Source organism: Lyngbya sp. CCAP 1446/10 (genome assembly GCF_026130175.1).
GTDB lineage: Bacteria > Cyanobacteriota > Cyanobacteriia > Cyanobacteriales > Microcoleaceae > Microcoleus.
The window spans coordinates 1-15,117 of sequence record NZ_JAIGNI010000061.1 but is presented as its reverse complement, the minus strand read 5'-3'; the positions used below and the strand labels follow the sequence as shown (position 1 = coordinate 15,117).

At 43.8% G+C, this 15,117-nt stretch carries 11 protein-coding genes; 9 read left to right on the top strand and 2 right to left on the bottom strand.

The window, feature by feature from the left end; genetic code table 11:
• The first annotated feature begins 19 nt into the window (after nucleotides 1–19).
• From K4039_RS21825 to K4039_RS21815, 3 genes are all read left to right on the top strand, one after another.
• Nucleotides 20–1,432, top strand: coding sequence for an adenylate/guanylate cyclase domain-containing protein (locus tag K4039_RS21825; protein WP_265238481.1), 1,413 nt, complete (start codon nucleotides 20–22; stop codon nucleotides 1,430–1,432).
• Between the two features lie 125 nt (nucleotides 1,433–1,557).
• Nucleotides 1,558–2,691 carry an acyltransferase family protein gene (locus K4039_RS21820; protein ID WP_265238479.1) on the top strand — a complete coding sequence of 378 codons (1,134 nt, stop codon included), beginning with the start codon at nucleotides 1,558–1,560 and terminating at the stop codon, nucleotides 2,689–2,691.
• 240 nt (nucleotides 2,692–2,931) lie between these two features.
• On the top strand, nucleotides 2,932–4,494 hold the full coding sequence (locus K4039_RS21815) for a nuclease-related domain-containing DEAD/DEAH box helicase (RefSeq protein WP_265238478.1): 1,563 nt from the start codon (nucleotides 2,932–2,934) through the stop codon (nucleotides 4,492–4,494).
• Nucleotides 4,495–4,504: 10 nt separating this feature from the next.
• On the opposite strand, the gene K4039_RS21810 is transcribed toward K4039_RS21815, so the two are convergent.
• Nucleotides 4,505–6,232 (bottom strand): RNA-directed DNA polymerase, encoded by a 1,728-nt coding sequence (locus K4039_RS21810; protein ID WP_265238476.1) that lies wholly within the window; start codon nucleotides 6,230–6,232, stop codon nucleotides 4,505–4,507.
• Between the two features lie 403 nt (nucleotides 6,233–6,635).
• Here K4039_RS21810 and K4039_RS21805 point away from each other — a divergent pair, with 403 nt between their 5' ends.
• Together K4039_RS21805 and clpP are read left to right on the top strand one after the other, a co-directional pair.
• On the top strand, nucleotides 6,636–6,776 hold the full coding sequence (locus K4039_RS21805; RefSeq protein WP_265238474.1) for a hypothetical protein: 141 nt from the start codon (nucleotides 6,636–6,638) through the stop codon (nucleotides 6,774–6,776).
• 33 nt (nucleotides 6,777–6,809) lie between these two features.
• Nucleotides 6,810–7,421, top strand: coding sequence for an ATP-dependent Clp endopeptidase proteolytic subunit ClpP (gene clpP / locus K4039_RS21800; RefSeq protein ID WP_265238472.1), 612 nt, complete (start codon nucleotides 6,810–6,812; stop codon nucleotides 7,419–7,421).
• Nucleotides 7,422–7,692: 271 nt separating this feature from the next.
• Here clpP and K4039_RS21795 read toward each other — a convergent pair whose 3' ends face one another.
• Nucleotides 7,693–8,673 (bottom strand): hypothetical protein, encoded by a 981-nt coding sequence (locus K4039_RS21795; protein WP_265238470.1) that lies wholly within the window; start codon nucleotides 8,671–8,673, stop codon nucleotides 7,693–7,695.
• A gap of 882 nt (nucleotides 8,674–9,555) precedes the next feature.
• Here K4039_RS21795 and K4039_RS21790 point away from each other — a divergent pair.
• The 4 genes from K4039_RS21790 (at nucleotide 9,556) to K4039_RS21775 (ending at nucleotide 14,387) form a co-directional block, all read left to right on the top strand.
• The gene (locus K4039_RS21790; protein WP_265238502.1) at nucleotides 9,556–11,919 is read left to right on the top strand and encodes a ribonuclease R family protein; all 2,364 of its coding nucleotides are present in this window, start codon (nucleotides 9,556–9,558) and stop codon (nucleotides 11,917–11,919) included.
• Between the two features lie 288 nt (nucleotides 11,920–12,207).
• Nucleotides 12,208–12,834 carry a flavin prenyltransferase UbiX gene (locus K4039_RS21785; protein ID WP_265238468.1) on the top strand — a complete coding sequence of 209 codons (627 nt, stop codon included), beginning with the start codon at nucleotides 12,208–12,210 and terminating at the stop codon, nucleotides 12,832–12,834.
• Nucleotides 12,835–12,913: 79 nt separating this feature from the next.
• On the top strand, nucleotides 12,914–13,783 hold the full coding sequence (locus K4039_RS21780; RefSeq protein WP_265238467.1) for a LapA family protein: 870 nt from the start codon (nucleotides 12,914–12,916) through the stop codon (nucleotides 13,781–13,783).
• A 22-nt stretch (nucleotides 13,784–13,805) separates the two neighbouring features.
• A complete protein-coding gene (locus K4039_RS21775; protein ID WP_265238465.1) occupies nucleotides 13,806–14,387 on the top strand; it encodes a shikimate kinase in 582 nt (193 codons plus the stop codon).
• The last annotated feature ends 730 nt before the right edge of the window (nucleotides 14,388–15,117 follow it).

The following is a 15,117-nucleotide window of genomic DNA, read 5'->3' as shown; positions in this document are numbered from 1 at the left end:
TAATTTAGGAGAACGATAAATGTCAGAAGCCAATAAAACTCTGTTCGCTGCGGGCGATGACGAATTAATCGCGGCGGGCGACGATGAATTAATATTTGCCGAAGAAGACGAGGCGGAAAAAAAGCCGATCGCAGGCAGTTGGAAAATCTTAATTGTAGATGATGAAATAGAAATCCATAATATTACAAAACTTGCCTTAAATGATTTTATATTTGAAAACAAACTGATCACATTTGTCAGCGCTTTTTCCGGCAAAGAAGCCAAGGAAATGATTCAAGCCCATCCAGATATAGCATTGATTTTACTGGATGTAGTTATGGAAACAGAAGAGGCAGGATTGGAAGTAGTAAAATACATCCGCGATATTTTAGACAATAAGATAGTGCGGATTATTTTACGCACTGGACAGCCGGGACAAGTCCCAGAAGATGTAGTAATTGTCAGCTACGATATTAACGATTACAAAACTAAAACAGAACTGACAAACAAAAAGTTATTTACCACGGTAGTAACAGCACTGAGAGCATTTCGCTCCCTGACTCAAATCGAAGCTAGCAAAAGCGAACTTGAAAAAATTGCCATAGCTTATGCTCGATTTGTCCCCCGCGAATTTTTAAAATTTCTTAAAATTGAAAGTATTGTTGATGCCAGATTGGGAGACTCTGTACAGGCAGAAATGACGATTATGTTTGCTGATATTCGTTCGTTTACCAGTCTGTCAGAAAGTATGTCTCCGCGAGAAAATTTTGAATTTCTCAACTCTTACTTGAGCCGAGTTGGCCCAGTGATCCGCCAGTACAATGGTTTTATAGATAAATACATTGGTGACGGGATTATGGCTTTGTTTCCTAACTGTGCTGAAGATGCCGTGCAAGCAGCAATTGAGATGCAGCAGCAAGTTAAAATTTATAATAAACATAGACAAAATAGCGGCTATCAACCTATTTCGATCGGGATTGGTTTGCACACAGGAACTTTAATGTTGGGTACTATTGGCGAAGCGGAACGGATGGAAAGTACGGTAATTTCTGATGCTGTAAATTTAGCCTCTAGGGTCGAAGGATTGACAAAGCTTTACGGAGTTGGTATTGTTGCTAGCGTTCAGACTTTGTGCCGGATTGACGACCCCCAACATTATAAGTGCCGATTTCTCGATCGCGTTCAAGTAAAAGGGAAACAAACGCCGGTTGCTGTTTTTGAAATTTATGACGGCGACTCGGATATTATGATCGAGCTCAAAGGGCAAACCCAAACTGATTTTGAACAGGGGATTTTTTTTCACTACCAGCAGCAATTCGCGCAAGCAAGGCAAATGTTTCTGCGCGTCTTGCAAGTTAACAAGTATGATAAGGCTGCATCTTTTTATGCGGATCGCTGCGATATGTTGATGAAAAATGCTGTCATTATGACTTTAGAGGGAATAGAGATATAGGGCATTGGGCATTGGGCATTGGGCATTGTTGGCTGTTTTTATTTGTGAGTGGCTACCAATGACTAATGGCTAATGACTAATGACTAATGACTACTGACTACTGACTACTGACTACTGACTAATTTATGCGCTTAAAATCTCTTGATGTTTTTCGCGGAATTGCGATCGCCTCGATGATTCTCGTCAATAACCCCGGCAGTTGGAAACAGGTGTATCCGCCGCTAGATCACGCAGAATGGCACGGTTGCACGCCGACAGACTTGGTATTTCCGTTTTTCCTGTTCATCGTGGGCTGCGCGATGTCTTTCTCCCTGTCAGAATATACTCAAACTACTACAAAAATAGAAACAAATATTTACTGGCGAATTGCGCGCCGCGCGGGGATTTTGTTTGTATTAGGATTGCTGCTAAATACATCTTCGATCGCCCTCGACGTACTCCTCAACAGCGCCCCAGTGGAAAACTTCGGTAAAATCCGCATCATGGGAGTATTGCAGCGCATCGGTTTGGCGTATTTGATTAGTGCGATCGCGATTCTCAACCTTTCCCCCCGCCATCAAAAACTGCTCGCTGTGGCGGTGCTTTTAGGCTATTGGGGCGCATTACTCGTATTTGCTGTAGGGGGGTACAGCGCCTACGAACTCACGCCGGAAGGATATTTAGGTGGATATGTCGATCGGCTAATTCTCGGCAGCCAACACCTGTACAAAGGCGGCCCCTTCGATCCTGAAGGACTGTTGAGCACATTACCAGCCAGCGTGACAGTGCTGATCGGCTACTTTACAGGAGAGTGGCTGCGCGTACAGCCAATCAAAACCCGCACGAGTTTAAATTTAGCGATCGGCGGTCTGAGTTGCCTAGTAATCGGTCGTTTGTGGGGATTTTCCTTTCCCATCAACAAACAACTCTGGACGAGTTCCTATGTAGTTTTTACCGCAGGTTGGGCGTTGCTATTGTTAGCAGCTTGCTACGAAACAATAGAAGTGCGAAAGTGGAAATGGGGATGGCCGTTGGAAATCATGGGATTAAATGCAATTTTCTTGTTTGTCGCTTCCGGGATTGTCGCCAGAATTTTGTTAAAAACTCATATCGGTAGTGGCAAAAGTGCTCCAAGTACCTATACTTGGATTTATGAAAACTGGTTTGTGCCTTGGGCTGGGCCGCTGAACGGTTCTCTAGCATTTGCGGTGACAGCGGTATTGTGTTGGTGGTTGATTTTGTATGGAATGTACCGCCGAGGTTGGCAGATTAAAATTTGAGTAGCTTGGTATTTAGTGGATATCACTCTTTTCTATGTAGCGCCTGATGTAGTTGAGACAGAGTGTGCAAGGTACTAGATGCTTGAAAGGGAGACTTCTTATGGCAAGTAGTAGCTAATGCGGCTTGACATACAAAAGCCTTTTGCGGTAATATACACCCATAAAAATTATCCTGCAACTACTATATAAAAACTTACCAACAAAGTAGTAGTCATCTAAAAAGATAAGAGGTGAATAGTTATGGCAAGAATGATTCCTCAAAAATTATCATCAACAACTAAGAGCTACGCCGAAAAGACTCTATTCCAGATTTTTGAAAAAAATTTGAGTGATGATTATATTGTTTTTCATGGAGCATGGTGGCAGCACATCAAATATATTGTTCAAGATAGGGAAGCTGACTTCATAATTATTCATCCCGATCGAGGAATTGTTATACTAGAAGCCAAAGGAGGGCAGATCATCTACGATCATCTGAATATGGCTTGGTATCAGAACAAAGACAAGATGAAAATATCTCCTTTTAAACAAGCCAAAGAAATTAAGTTTAAGTTTTTGGATTTTCTCAGTAAACACAAAGAATTTAAAAATAAAGATTTTTGTATAGGACAATGTGTGGCTTTTCCTGATATTGATGGGGTGGTAAACAATCTACCCTCTGAAGCACCTCAAGAGATATTACTTTTACGTCCTCAGTTAGGAAATATTAGTGGGTGGATATCTTCGGTTTTTGATTACTATAAAGCGGAGGGACATTTTACAAAACTTGGAGAGCAGCGGACAGATTTAATCATTAACCTCATATCTCCAAGTACAGAGTTCAAAAAATATATTGCTAATGATATTAGTGAAACTAACCACGAAATTATTCAATTAACACAACAGCAATTCGATATCTTGAATAATCTTTGCCTACATTCTGAGTGCATTGTTCTGGGCTGTGCTGGTTCAGGGAAGACTCAATTGGCAATAGAAAAAGCAAGAAAGTTATGCCAACATCTGGTTAAAACACTTGTAATTTGTAAATCTAATAACCTTTCCCTTTATCTCGCTGCTTCTTTACAAGATGAAATTAAAATGGGGTACTGTGTAGTTTCTAGTTTTGAAGAGATACACCCAAGAAAATCTAAGTTAACATTTGACTTTACAGCAATTATCCTTGATGAAGGACAAGATTTTGAGTCCGAGGAAACTAACTATTTGAAACAGTTGATTCCTGATGATGGTATCTTCTATATTTTCCAAGATAGTAATCAAAATATTTCAAAAAATGCAAATAAATTTGCCCTTAAAGTACACCCGACTGTTTTAGATAAAAACTGTCGAAATACTCACAAGATATTTAAATATGCAGAGCCATTTGTCTCCTGTTCTCATCCAATAAAGAGTTCCTTAATGGAAGGAAGAGATGTAGTTTATCGGATATATGAAGATACAGATGACATCTTTATTTGCTTAGAAGAAGATATTACCAATCTAGTGAATAATCATCATGTTCTCCCCAATCAGATTGTAATATTAACTGATATGTATCCATCATCTAAGTCCATACTTTCACAATATTCGCATATCGATCGTTTTGATATTAAACCCTATTCATTTAATAAAGATAAAAATACTATTCAGTGGTCTAATATAGGGATGTATAAGGGCTTAGAAAGTGATGTTATCATGTTATTTTTTGAAAAAGAAAAGAAATTGATACCAAGCAATTGGGATATCGCAGATAGGTATGTTGGAGCAACAAGAGCAAAAAGCTTTCTTGTTGTTTATGAACCTCCCGATCGAGATATTGACTTTTAAAATTGGAATTTTACTGAGAATTCAAGCTTTCAGATTCATATTCTATTTCACTCTCTTCCAAAATCTCTTCAAAAGAAGCTAACCCTGGAGAATGATTGTCATATAAAGTTCCTATCTGATAAACAGCCTGTTGGATCGGTTTTGGTATGGGACGCTTTAAGTTATGAGATACAAAGTCTTGCAAATGTCGATGATCGCGGTCTCTGAACATCAAATAGTAAGCATATATACAATTCAACTGCAATGCGATACAATTGATTTTCATTAACTTAGTTATATGTTCAATAATTCTATTTCTAAGTTTAGTATTTATCCCTATTCTTTCTATATAAGTTACTGCTCCTTTTCGTGGTTTAACCAGATGATGAATAATTCTAGTTTTGATAAATACATTAACAAGTTCATCATCAAATACTTTAAAAAGATATTGAATACTGATGATTTGAATATCATTACTATAATCGTGGAATATGAACTTTACAAACAACCAAGAGTAAGATTTACAATGTTTTGGGTACTTTTTGGACAATATATAAAGCCATTCCATCTGCTTAGTAAATGCTTGATTTTCTAGTTTCGCGCCGAATTTAATGCCATACAAAAAACTACAGAATTGTTGTGCTTTATCTTCATCATCAATATTGTGTATTTTTATAACTTTTTTGGGATATTTTGAAAAATATAATTTATCATATTGTTCCCTTGCTTTTTTAGGATCAATTTCTTTGATAATGTGGGTTTTATCTAGCTTCTTTTCTTGCTTATTTTCATCATAAGCCTCTTCTTCAGGTGGCATTCCATAAACTCCACTTTTATTTGAATGTTTAATGAATTTAATAATATTTTCTTGAGCTTCTATAATTTTAGTTTTGGAAGTATTTAAATTCAGTCCTATTTTTAGAAGAAATTCTTGTAGGATTATTAATGCTTTTAATGAATCACTTTTATTATTTGTAAAAACTCTAAAATCATCTACATATCTGCCGAAATTTATACCCAAGTTGAATAGTGCTTCATCAACTTCATCAAGAAATATATTAGCTATAAAGCCTTCGGCTGAATTTCCTATCGGTATACCTTGGCTATTATATGTTTCACATAATTTTCCGTCCACGATTGAATAGTAACAAGTTTTGAATTTCAATGTCCTACTAAATAGAATCATAAAAGGACTTTCATTAGTTATGTTTAGTTTCTGGGAAATTGCTGACATGAGATACTCATGAGATATAGAGTCATAAAAAGATGATATGTCGGTTTTAAGCAGACAAGTGCTATTTTCGACTTGGGCTAATTGCCAATCTATAAATTCTTTAAATCCTTCATAGTAAGGCTTATATAAATATCGCTTGGATTTCTGATGTTTTTCAATATTTCTATCAAGACGATATGAAAAGCAATTGTGAACAAACGTAAAATCCAATAATTCAGCTAATACAGATACAAAAATAAATTTGATTATTAAGTCTTTGAAGGGAGTGTATATCATTCTTCTGAAGAACATATCTGATTTGGGTAGATAGAAGGAAAACGCAGTTTCGGGTTCATACAAGCTGGGATTTTCAAGAGACGATTCAATTTCTTTAAATAATTGTTCTTTATTATTTTGTCGGTAGTAAGCTATCTCAATAAAATTGCAGTAGGAATCATCTTTGATTTGGTAGAAAATAGCATACACATACGCTCTTTCAAAAACTTCTCTTTTCTTAATCTGTTCAAGCCAAAAATCTTTATTCATTAGTTTCATTGACTTAAATGTTGCCGATATCTTTTTGATTCAATGGGTCTGGGTCAATCCCGAACCGTAGATGGAACAAACGGCGGAGGGCATCAACCGAAGAATTGCCGATCGCACACCAAGCACGACAAAAATTCGGTAAAAAAAACACAGCACAGCTCTTTGGTGGCAAGACGCCCATACATCTAGAGCCACATTGCGTCAATTCTGATAAGGCGATTATCCCCTGATTTCAGTTAGATTGCAATTAGTCTAAAACAGAAAATTGCGCTCTCATATCTTGCACCAATATCAATAAAGGACTCGCGCGCGGGGTGGGGGCTGGTTTTTTAGTCTTTGGGAATCCTTTAAAGCTATTGGTGAACCCGCCCCTTGTATCTTAAAAGAGTCAGGCGATCGCCCTTTGATCGGCAATCCGATCGCCCGCCCGACACATTTCCCCCAAATTAACGACCCAACCCCGCCCAAACTCAAGGATTTTGCCGATTTGTCGATCGCCCGCCACCGCACCCTAGCTATAAATGAGCCCAAATCGCTAAAATAAAAAAAAGATACGTAAATAGGTAGGCTGGCGTCAATGATCCCAACAGTTATAGAACAATCCGGTCGCGGCGAACGCGCCTTTGACATTTACTCGCGACTCCTGCGCGATCGCATCGTCTTCTTGGGCCAACAGGTTGACTCCGACTTAGCCAACCTGATCGTTGCCCAATTGCTATTTTTAGATGCCGAAGACCCCGAAAAAGACATTTACCTCTATATCAACTCCCCAGGGGGTTCGGTAACAGCAGGTATGGGGATTTTTGACACAATGAACCACATCCGCCCCGACATTTGCACTATTTGTCTCGGTTTAGCCGCCAGCATGGGCGCTTTTCTGTTGAGTGCCGGCGCTAAAGGCAAGCGGATGAGTTTGCCTCACTCCCGGATTATGATCCACCAACCTCTGGGCGGAGCTCAAGGACAAGCTACCGATATTGAAATTCAGGCCAAAGAGATTTTGTATCACAAACGCCGCCTGAATGGATTTTTGGCAGATCATACCGGCCAGCCGCTTTCCCGGATTGAAGAAGATACTGAACGGGATTTCTTCATGTCCGCTGAAGAAGCAAAGGACTACGGTTTAGTCGATCAAGTGATCGATCGCCGTCCTTCTGCTAGCCGCCCGATCGCCGCTGTCGTCGCGTAAATTGAATGTTAAAAATCAAAAATGGAGAAATATTCTTCATTTTTGATTTTTAGGATCAGATGGCGGTTGAAACCACTTTTGAGTTCTAACTCGTATGTGGCGAAGCGCCCCTGGGTGCGAGTTAGAACTCAAACTACACAAACGATGTCCGCCTCCGCGGTGTAAAGAGAATAACGCAATTTTTACCATCCAATATTCAACCCGCGGAGGCGGGTTTTGTTTTTATAGACGCGGTTTCAACCGCCAGGTTTTCTTCTGAGTTGCTGAATTCCTAGGGTAAAGATTCGAGATATTGCAGGAAGTCGAGCAATTCTTCTTGCTTTAAGAAATGTCGTGCTTCTTTGCCATAACCTTGTTTGAGATAATCTTTTCCTTGGTTGGCAGTCCAACCCAATCTCTTGATTTCTTCGGTGGTTCTGCTGTAGATTTCTAGATATTCTAGAAAATCTGCTAACTGTTCGCTAGAAAGTTCTCTCTGGGACGATTTGCCATAAAGTTGTTCGAGACAGTCGGTTTCCGTTTTTTTATTCCATCGCTGGCGTTTGAGGATTGCGTCTATTTGGGCGATCGTATCAGAATCATCCTCGATCGCATCGCTGGGAATTCCCACCGCGATCGGTTGCAATTCCCGGACTTCGGCCGCACCCTGCGACAGTTCGCTTTGGCTAGTATTCGGCACTTCCAGTTCTGGAAGCGGTTCGCCGTAGCTGGAAGACAGCCAAGCGTCCGAGTCTATCTGCTTCGGTACAAATTCAGCAGCCGGAGGCAGATCGATAGTAGGTGGCAGCGGTTCCGGTACAGGTGCGATCGGCTCTTGATTTAAGTTCGCTTCAGTATTGACAAAATTGCTATGATGTGGTACTTCAATTGGGTCGGCAACAGGCATTTCTAAAACAGGAAGAGGAGCAAGGGCTGGGGGAACGGGAGCCGGAGCAACGGGAACAGCAGCAACCGGAGCCGGAGCCGGAGCCGGAGCCGGAACGGGAACAGCAGCAACCGGAGCCGGAGCCGGAGCAACGGGAACAGCAGCAACCGGAGCCGGAGCCGGAGCAGTAAATGCGAGGACAGCGATCGATCGCGATCGGGCGCGGTCTTCAGCATCTTCAACAGACTCAGCAGCCGACATACCAGTAGCGAGAGTTTTGCCGTCAACCTGAACCAGACAGCGAACCACAAACTTACCGTGATGAATAGTCAGCAACTCACAGATTAACTGTCCAGTGGGATAAAGGGCGCGAAATTCAGCAAACATAATTTTTTTACCCCGAAACCAAAAGGGGCTGATGACTTAAGTTTAGTACAACCCAGAGAAAACATTTTTCTGAAAGCACCTATTCAACATACAATAAATGTAAGGTGAATCATCCGCGCAACCTTTCACGCGACTAAACCCTATCCCACATCCGGCGGTTTAAGCTAACAAGCACCGGGCGTCATTTCTACCTATAGGAGATGACACAGCAACTAGGCAAAAGTAGTAAAAGTCTCCGGTTTTGTGTACCTTGCACTTTCTACAGCACAGATTGCTCCCTACCCTGAATTGCACCTCCGTCCGCAAGGGCAGAGCGCTTGCAAAAACAGGGTCATCGCAGCGGCGAGCTAGTAGCAATTTTGCCTAATCGCCGGTAAAATCTTTGGCTTTAGCAAAAGGAAAGAGGCACTTCAAAAAGAAGAAGAAAGCAGGAAAAAGGCAGAAGGAAAAAGGCAGGAGGCTCAAATGCAAATTTTCTCCCTCTGCATCTCTCCATCTCCCGATCCAGGACTCAACCCGTCGCTTTCAGCATCGAGTCATCTTTTAAGAACCGACAGGGGCTTTCTACTTCGCGAAGATCTCGGCGCTGCAAGCGAAAAGCAAAGGAACCAACGCTAAAAAATTGTATTGGGGAATAGGGTATGGGGTATTTGTCTGCACCATCATCTGTCATTCGCAGACAGACAGCAGACAATTAGCGAGTGCCGATGTGGGGGGGAAATCTGAAAAAATCCCCGCGCACGGGTAGCACCGACTGTGCTGGCATCTCCACCTACTAACCCGCGCATTTGTTGGGAAGCAGGCACTACGAGGGCAAGAGAGGGTGCGGCTGATTTCGCCAAAATTAGACTAATTGCTGGAAAAAAGAGGATCGATCGCTACATGGAATTTTCTATCGCTGCACTGCTGGCAAATTTTACAGAAGACAAATTAGTGGCTCCCAAAGCATTAGAGAAAAAACTCGATTGCAATGACGCTACCAGTCAACTCAAACTTCAAATCGCATTAGAAGCTCTAGAGAAAATTGGCATATTAGTCAAAGACAAAGGCCGCTATCGCCGAGTAGCTGAAGAGGACGTGGTAGAAGCAAAACTGCGTTGTTCGAGCAAAGGATTTTGCTTTGCTATTCAAGACGCTGAAGGCTCAGAAGACGTTTATGTGCGGGAAAGTCACCTCTCGACTGCTTGGAATGGCGATCGAGTTTTAGTCAAAATTATCAAAGAAGGTAGCCGTCGTCGATCGCCCGAAGGCGAAGTTATGCTGATTCTCGAACGCGCCAACCCCTCGGTACTGGCGCGAGTCAAGCAAACCGCCACCCCCACCGGCCGCGTCAGCTACAGAGCAATTCCCCTGGACGATCGCCTGTTGTTTGAACTAGACTTGCTGGCAAATGGTACAAATCTGCAAGAGGCGATCGACCATTTAGTACACGTCGAAGTCAAACGCTATCCCCTCGGAACCCATCGCCCAGTCGGCAAAGTAGTACAGGTACTCGGTTCCGACGCCGAAGCCGCAGACGACCTCGACATCGTATGCTGCAAACACGACTTGCCGCGATCCTTCCCCGCCGCCGTCATCAAAGCAGCCGAAAACTTGCCCAGCAAACTCAAAAAAACCGACATCAAAAAACGGTTAGATTTGCGTAACATCCTGACTGTTACCTTCAGCAAAAATGAACCGGGCGAAACCAACGAAAATGATGCCCCTCAAACTCAGCAGGAAAGTTTCTCAGACGAAGCCGAAAACGAGTTTGACCCCACCTCATTCCTCTCCGATCCGCCAATAGAACGCGCTTTGTCGATCGAAAGCCTGAAGTCCGGCGGCTGGCAAGTCGGAATCCACATCACCGACGCAGCCGAGTACGTGCAGCCCGAAACCCCGATCGACCGCGAAGCCCGCAAACGAGGAACCTGCGCGCATCTGGGAGAAAAAATCATCGCCGTACTCCCAGAAATCCTCAACGATCGTTGCTCCCTGCTGCTAGACACCGAACGGCTGGCCTTCAGCATACTGCTCACCCTAGACGAATCAGGAGAACTCCTAGAATACGAAATTCAAACCAGCGTCATTCACATTGACTACCAGCTCAGCTACCAGGACGCTCAAGCAATTCTCGAACCAGACTCCGATGCCGAAGATCACGCTTTATCCTCAGCCCTCCGTCCTTTCCTAGATCAAATTTTAGACGCCTCACAGGCTGCCAGACAGGCGAGACTCAAGCGGGGAGCTTTTGAACTAAATTTGCCAGACGCTAACTCTCACTTCGACGACGAAGGCGAATTAGGAGCTTTTGCAACAGCTCCCGCCCCGCAGTCGGCTGTCTCCGAGTTAGTCGTACTCGCCAACCAAGCTGTCGCCACCCACCTGCAAGCCTTGGGAGTCCCAGCAATCTACCGCGTCCAACCGATGCCAGACCCGGCAGACATTCAAGAGTTCATCAAACTCTCCAACAACCTCGGCGGCGAACTCTATCTCGAAAGCGAAGAAGAAGTTCTGCCCTTTGACTTTCAGCGATTTACCCAGCAGTTTGCCGGCCTCAAGTCCGAAAGAGTTCTCACCTACCTGCTGGAAGACACGATGAAACCCGCTGTTTACAGCACAACTCCCAAGCCACACTTCGGTTTGGGACTGTCAGAGGGTTACACGCGCTGCACTTCGCCGCTTTCTCGCTACGCCGATTTGCTGGTGCTGCGGGTGTTGCAGGCTGTGTTCGAGCAAGGGCGCAGCAGCCGCACAACTCGCGCTAAGGAAAAAGTTGACTTGCATCATTCCTCCTGTCACGGTCAAATTACTTGGAATGTCCTCCCCCCAGACTTGCACCATGAGTTTGAGACAGAGTTTGCAGCGGGGGTGGTACATCTGACGGAACGCGAAAGGGTTGCTGAAGATGCCGAAAGCGATTTGCAGGGATTGAAGAAAACGGGATTGATGAAAGAGCGCACTGGTCAAACTTTCCAGGGTTTGATTACAGGGGTGCAGTCTTACGGTTTCTTTGTGGAAATTGAGGTGCGGCCGCCGGAGAGCGAACTTCTGCGAGTTGAAGGATTGGTGCACGTTTCTTCGCTGAAGGATGATTGGTATGAATATCGATCGCGCCAGCAAACTCTAGTGGGTCGCAAAAACCGCAATCAGTACCGTTTGGGCGATCGGGTGGAAGTTCAAGTTAAGAGCGTTGACTACTATCGCCAGCAAATTGATTTAGTTGCTGTTGGTGGCGGTAGTCAAGCTTTTGATGATGAGGAATAGTCAGTTGACAGTTGACAGTTGACAGTTGGCAGTTGACAGTTGACAGTTGTCCGCTTGCTTGTCGAAGGCTAGTCAGTAGTCATTAGTTATTTAAACTATAACCAATGACTAATGACTAATGATCAACAGCTCGAAAATTTGCGTAGGTTTCATCTCTTTCTGGACACTGCACTGCGTCCAGAAAGACATTTAAACCAGTCCCGAATATCGGTTCAATATGATATTGTTTCTTCTTACTTATTCTCAATTTCTACTTACTTTTTTTCTCGTACTTATTGCTTAAAAATAATGACAAATAACTACCCGCTAATTGTAGGAGTGACTGGAGCATCGGGATTAATTTACGCCGTGCGAACATTAAAATATCTGTTGGAAGCCGATCGCGCCGTCGAACTGGTAGCATCAAAATCTACCTACATGGTTTGGCAAAGCGAACAGAACATCCGAATGCCCGCAGAACCCACTCTGCAAGAAGAATTCTGGCGGGAAAAAGCAGGAGTACCCAATTCTGGCAAACTCCGCTGTCATCCGTGGCAAGATGTTGGTGCTAATATTGCTAGCGGTTCCTTTCGCACCCAAGGAATGATGATTATTCCCTGTAGCATGAGTACACTAGGAAAGTTGGCGGCTGGCTTGAGCTCGGATTTGCTCGAAAGAGCGGCCGACGTTCAGCTTAAGGAAGGGAGAAAATTGGTACTTGTACCTAGAGAAACTCCTTTTAGTTTGATTCACCTGCGGAATTTGACCACTTTAGCAGAAGCTGGAGCTAGAATTGTGCCAGCGATTCCCGCTTGGTATCACAATCCTCAAACTATTGAAGATTTGGTAGACTTTGTGGTGGCTCGCGCTTTAGACCAGTTGGGGATTGATTGCGTTCCTCTCAAACGCTGGAAGGAAGAAGAAAAGAGTCATTAGTCATTAGTCATTAGTCATTAGTCATTAGTCATTAGTTAATTATCAATTACCGATTACCAATTACCTATTAAAATTTGATATGCGCGCTGTATTTTTGCTAGTGATTGTGGTAGGGCTAACTATTTTTGCCTTACAAAATGTGGAGCCGGCATTATCGCTGGTATTTTTGGGAATTCGATCGCCCGCTTTACCCTTATCTATCTGGATTTTGCTCAGCATGGGGACGGGAGTTGTCACATCTTTGTTGATTTCTGCTTTGCTCTCCTTCTCAAATTACCTATCTCAAACACGAGAGCGCAGCGGCCGGGACATTCGCAGCCGTGATGCTGTCTCACCAGACAGCAGAACAGCTTACGCGCCGCCTCCGCCTCCGAGAAAACAGGAGATTGACCCGGATTTTGATACGGAAAATAGCCAAACTTCCTATAGAACTGAGTACGGGACACCGGCAGGCTACACTCCGCAGACGTTCCAGCAAGAAACTCCAAACCCTGCTGCTGCAAGGAATTACGCTCAACAGACAACTATTCAAGCAGCAGACGATGAGGATGATTGGGTTTCAGATGGCTCAAAATCTGTCTCTGGCGGCAGCGATGATGATTGGGGGGACGATCGCGATTTGCCCGATCGACCGCAGGTAAATGACGTTCCAGCGGCAAATCCGACGGCTTACGAAACTAAACAAGAACCCAAAAGCAAGTCTTGGGCTGGCTCGGTATACTCTTATGGCTATCGAGATCCCAGCCAGTCTGGGGTGGGACAAACTGAGTCTGTTTACGATGCGGAGTATCGGGTGCTGGTTCCCCCCCAAGATCCCATACCTAACTCCGGTGATGAAGTACCCCAAAATCCTAGTGCAGAAACAGAGGATGATTGGGGATTGGATGAAGATGATGTATTTGAAGACGACTCACGCCCCAGTGGTGGGCCGATTGACCTGAAAAAATAGCAAAATATCGGAGGATTTGGTGGTGGATTTGTTGAGGGGAGTTAATATCTATCTCGTCGGGATGATGGGTGTGGGAAAAACCACGGTGGGGAGGATTTTGGCAAGGGAGTTAAAATACCGTTTTTTTGATACTGATGAACTAATTGTGCGGGTTGCTAATCAGTCAATTGCTGATATTTTCGATCGCGAAGAGGAAGAGGTTTTTCGGGAATTAGAAACTAAAGTGCTCGGTGAATTGTCTGCTTATCAAAATTCGGTGGTTGCTACGGGCGGTGGTATTGTTGCCCGATCGACAAATTGGGGTTATTTACATTACGGTATCGTGGTTTGGCTGGATGTGCCTGTAGACCAATTGTGCGATCGACTGCGATCGGACAGCACTCGTCCCCTGCTGCGGGAAGGCGACCTCAAATCTAAGCTGCAAAACCTTTTGAGCGAACGAGAGCGTTTCTACACTCAAGCAGATGTCCGAGTTGGCATTTCAGGAGGCGAAAGGCCTGAAGAAGTGGCGCGTCGGGCGATCGAGGAAATCAAAAAAGTTCTAGAAGAAGGAAGAAGGAAGAGGGAAGAAGGAAAAGGGAAGAAGGAAGAAGAAAGCAATTAAGAACATCCTCAACGTCGGCCCGGTTGCCAGATCAAATCAGAAACCGGGCCTGATATCAATTGATACGCTCAGAAACCAGGTTTCTGGGAAAGTAACAGGTTTTTGAGGACTTTTGAATTCCGTAAAAATACTGATTTATGCCTGAGTGTGTCCGTTTAACCGCCGAATGTTTGGGAATCAACCGGGTTTGAATCGACGGGGTGCGTAAGTTTTATTAGGTGTGAAGATGTGGCGATGGGAGACTTTGTGCAAAAACTGATGGCACACTCATCTGATGGGTTACAGTCGGCTATTGATTTGTGCCAAAAAATAAAATGGCCCCACCGCGGTCGGGCTGTAGGGCGCAAGGACAGTTAAACGCTAACCTCATTGTCGGAAAATTTAGCATCGATGCTATCTTGCTATGTGACGATTTTGCGATCGTCCATTCATTCATCAACTCTCCCGTATCAAAAAATGTAACCCAAGGGCGATCGAATTCTACCTGTCCTATTCTAAAAACAATACCTCATGCAATTCTGACGAGCAGCTCGCTAAAGCTGCTTTTTTATTGCGATCGAGTTTTTGGCTGCTACACTTGCGCGCGTTTGGCAATAACATTTTCTTGAGTTAGGTCGAGGGAGGCTATTAAGCCCCGCCCCTCCCAATTAGATCCGAACGTGCGACTTTCATCGCATTCGGCTCCCGATATTCTAGTCACGCGACTTGCTCATGTGGGTGTAATCGTGGC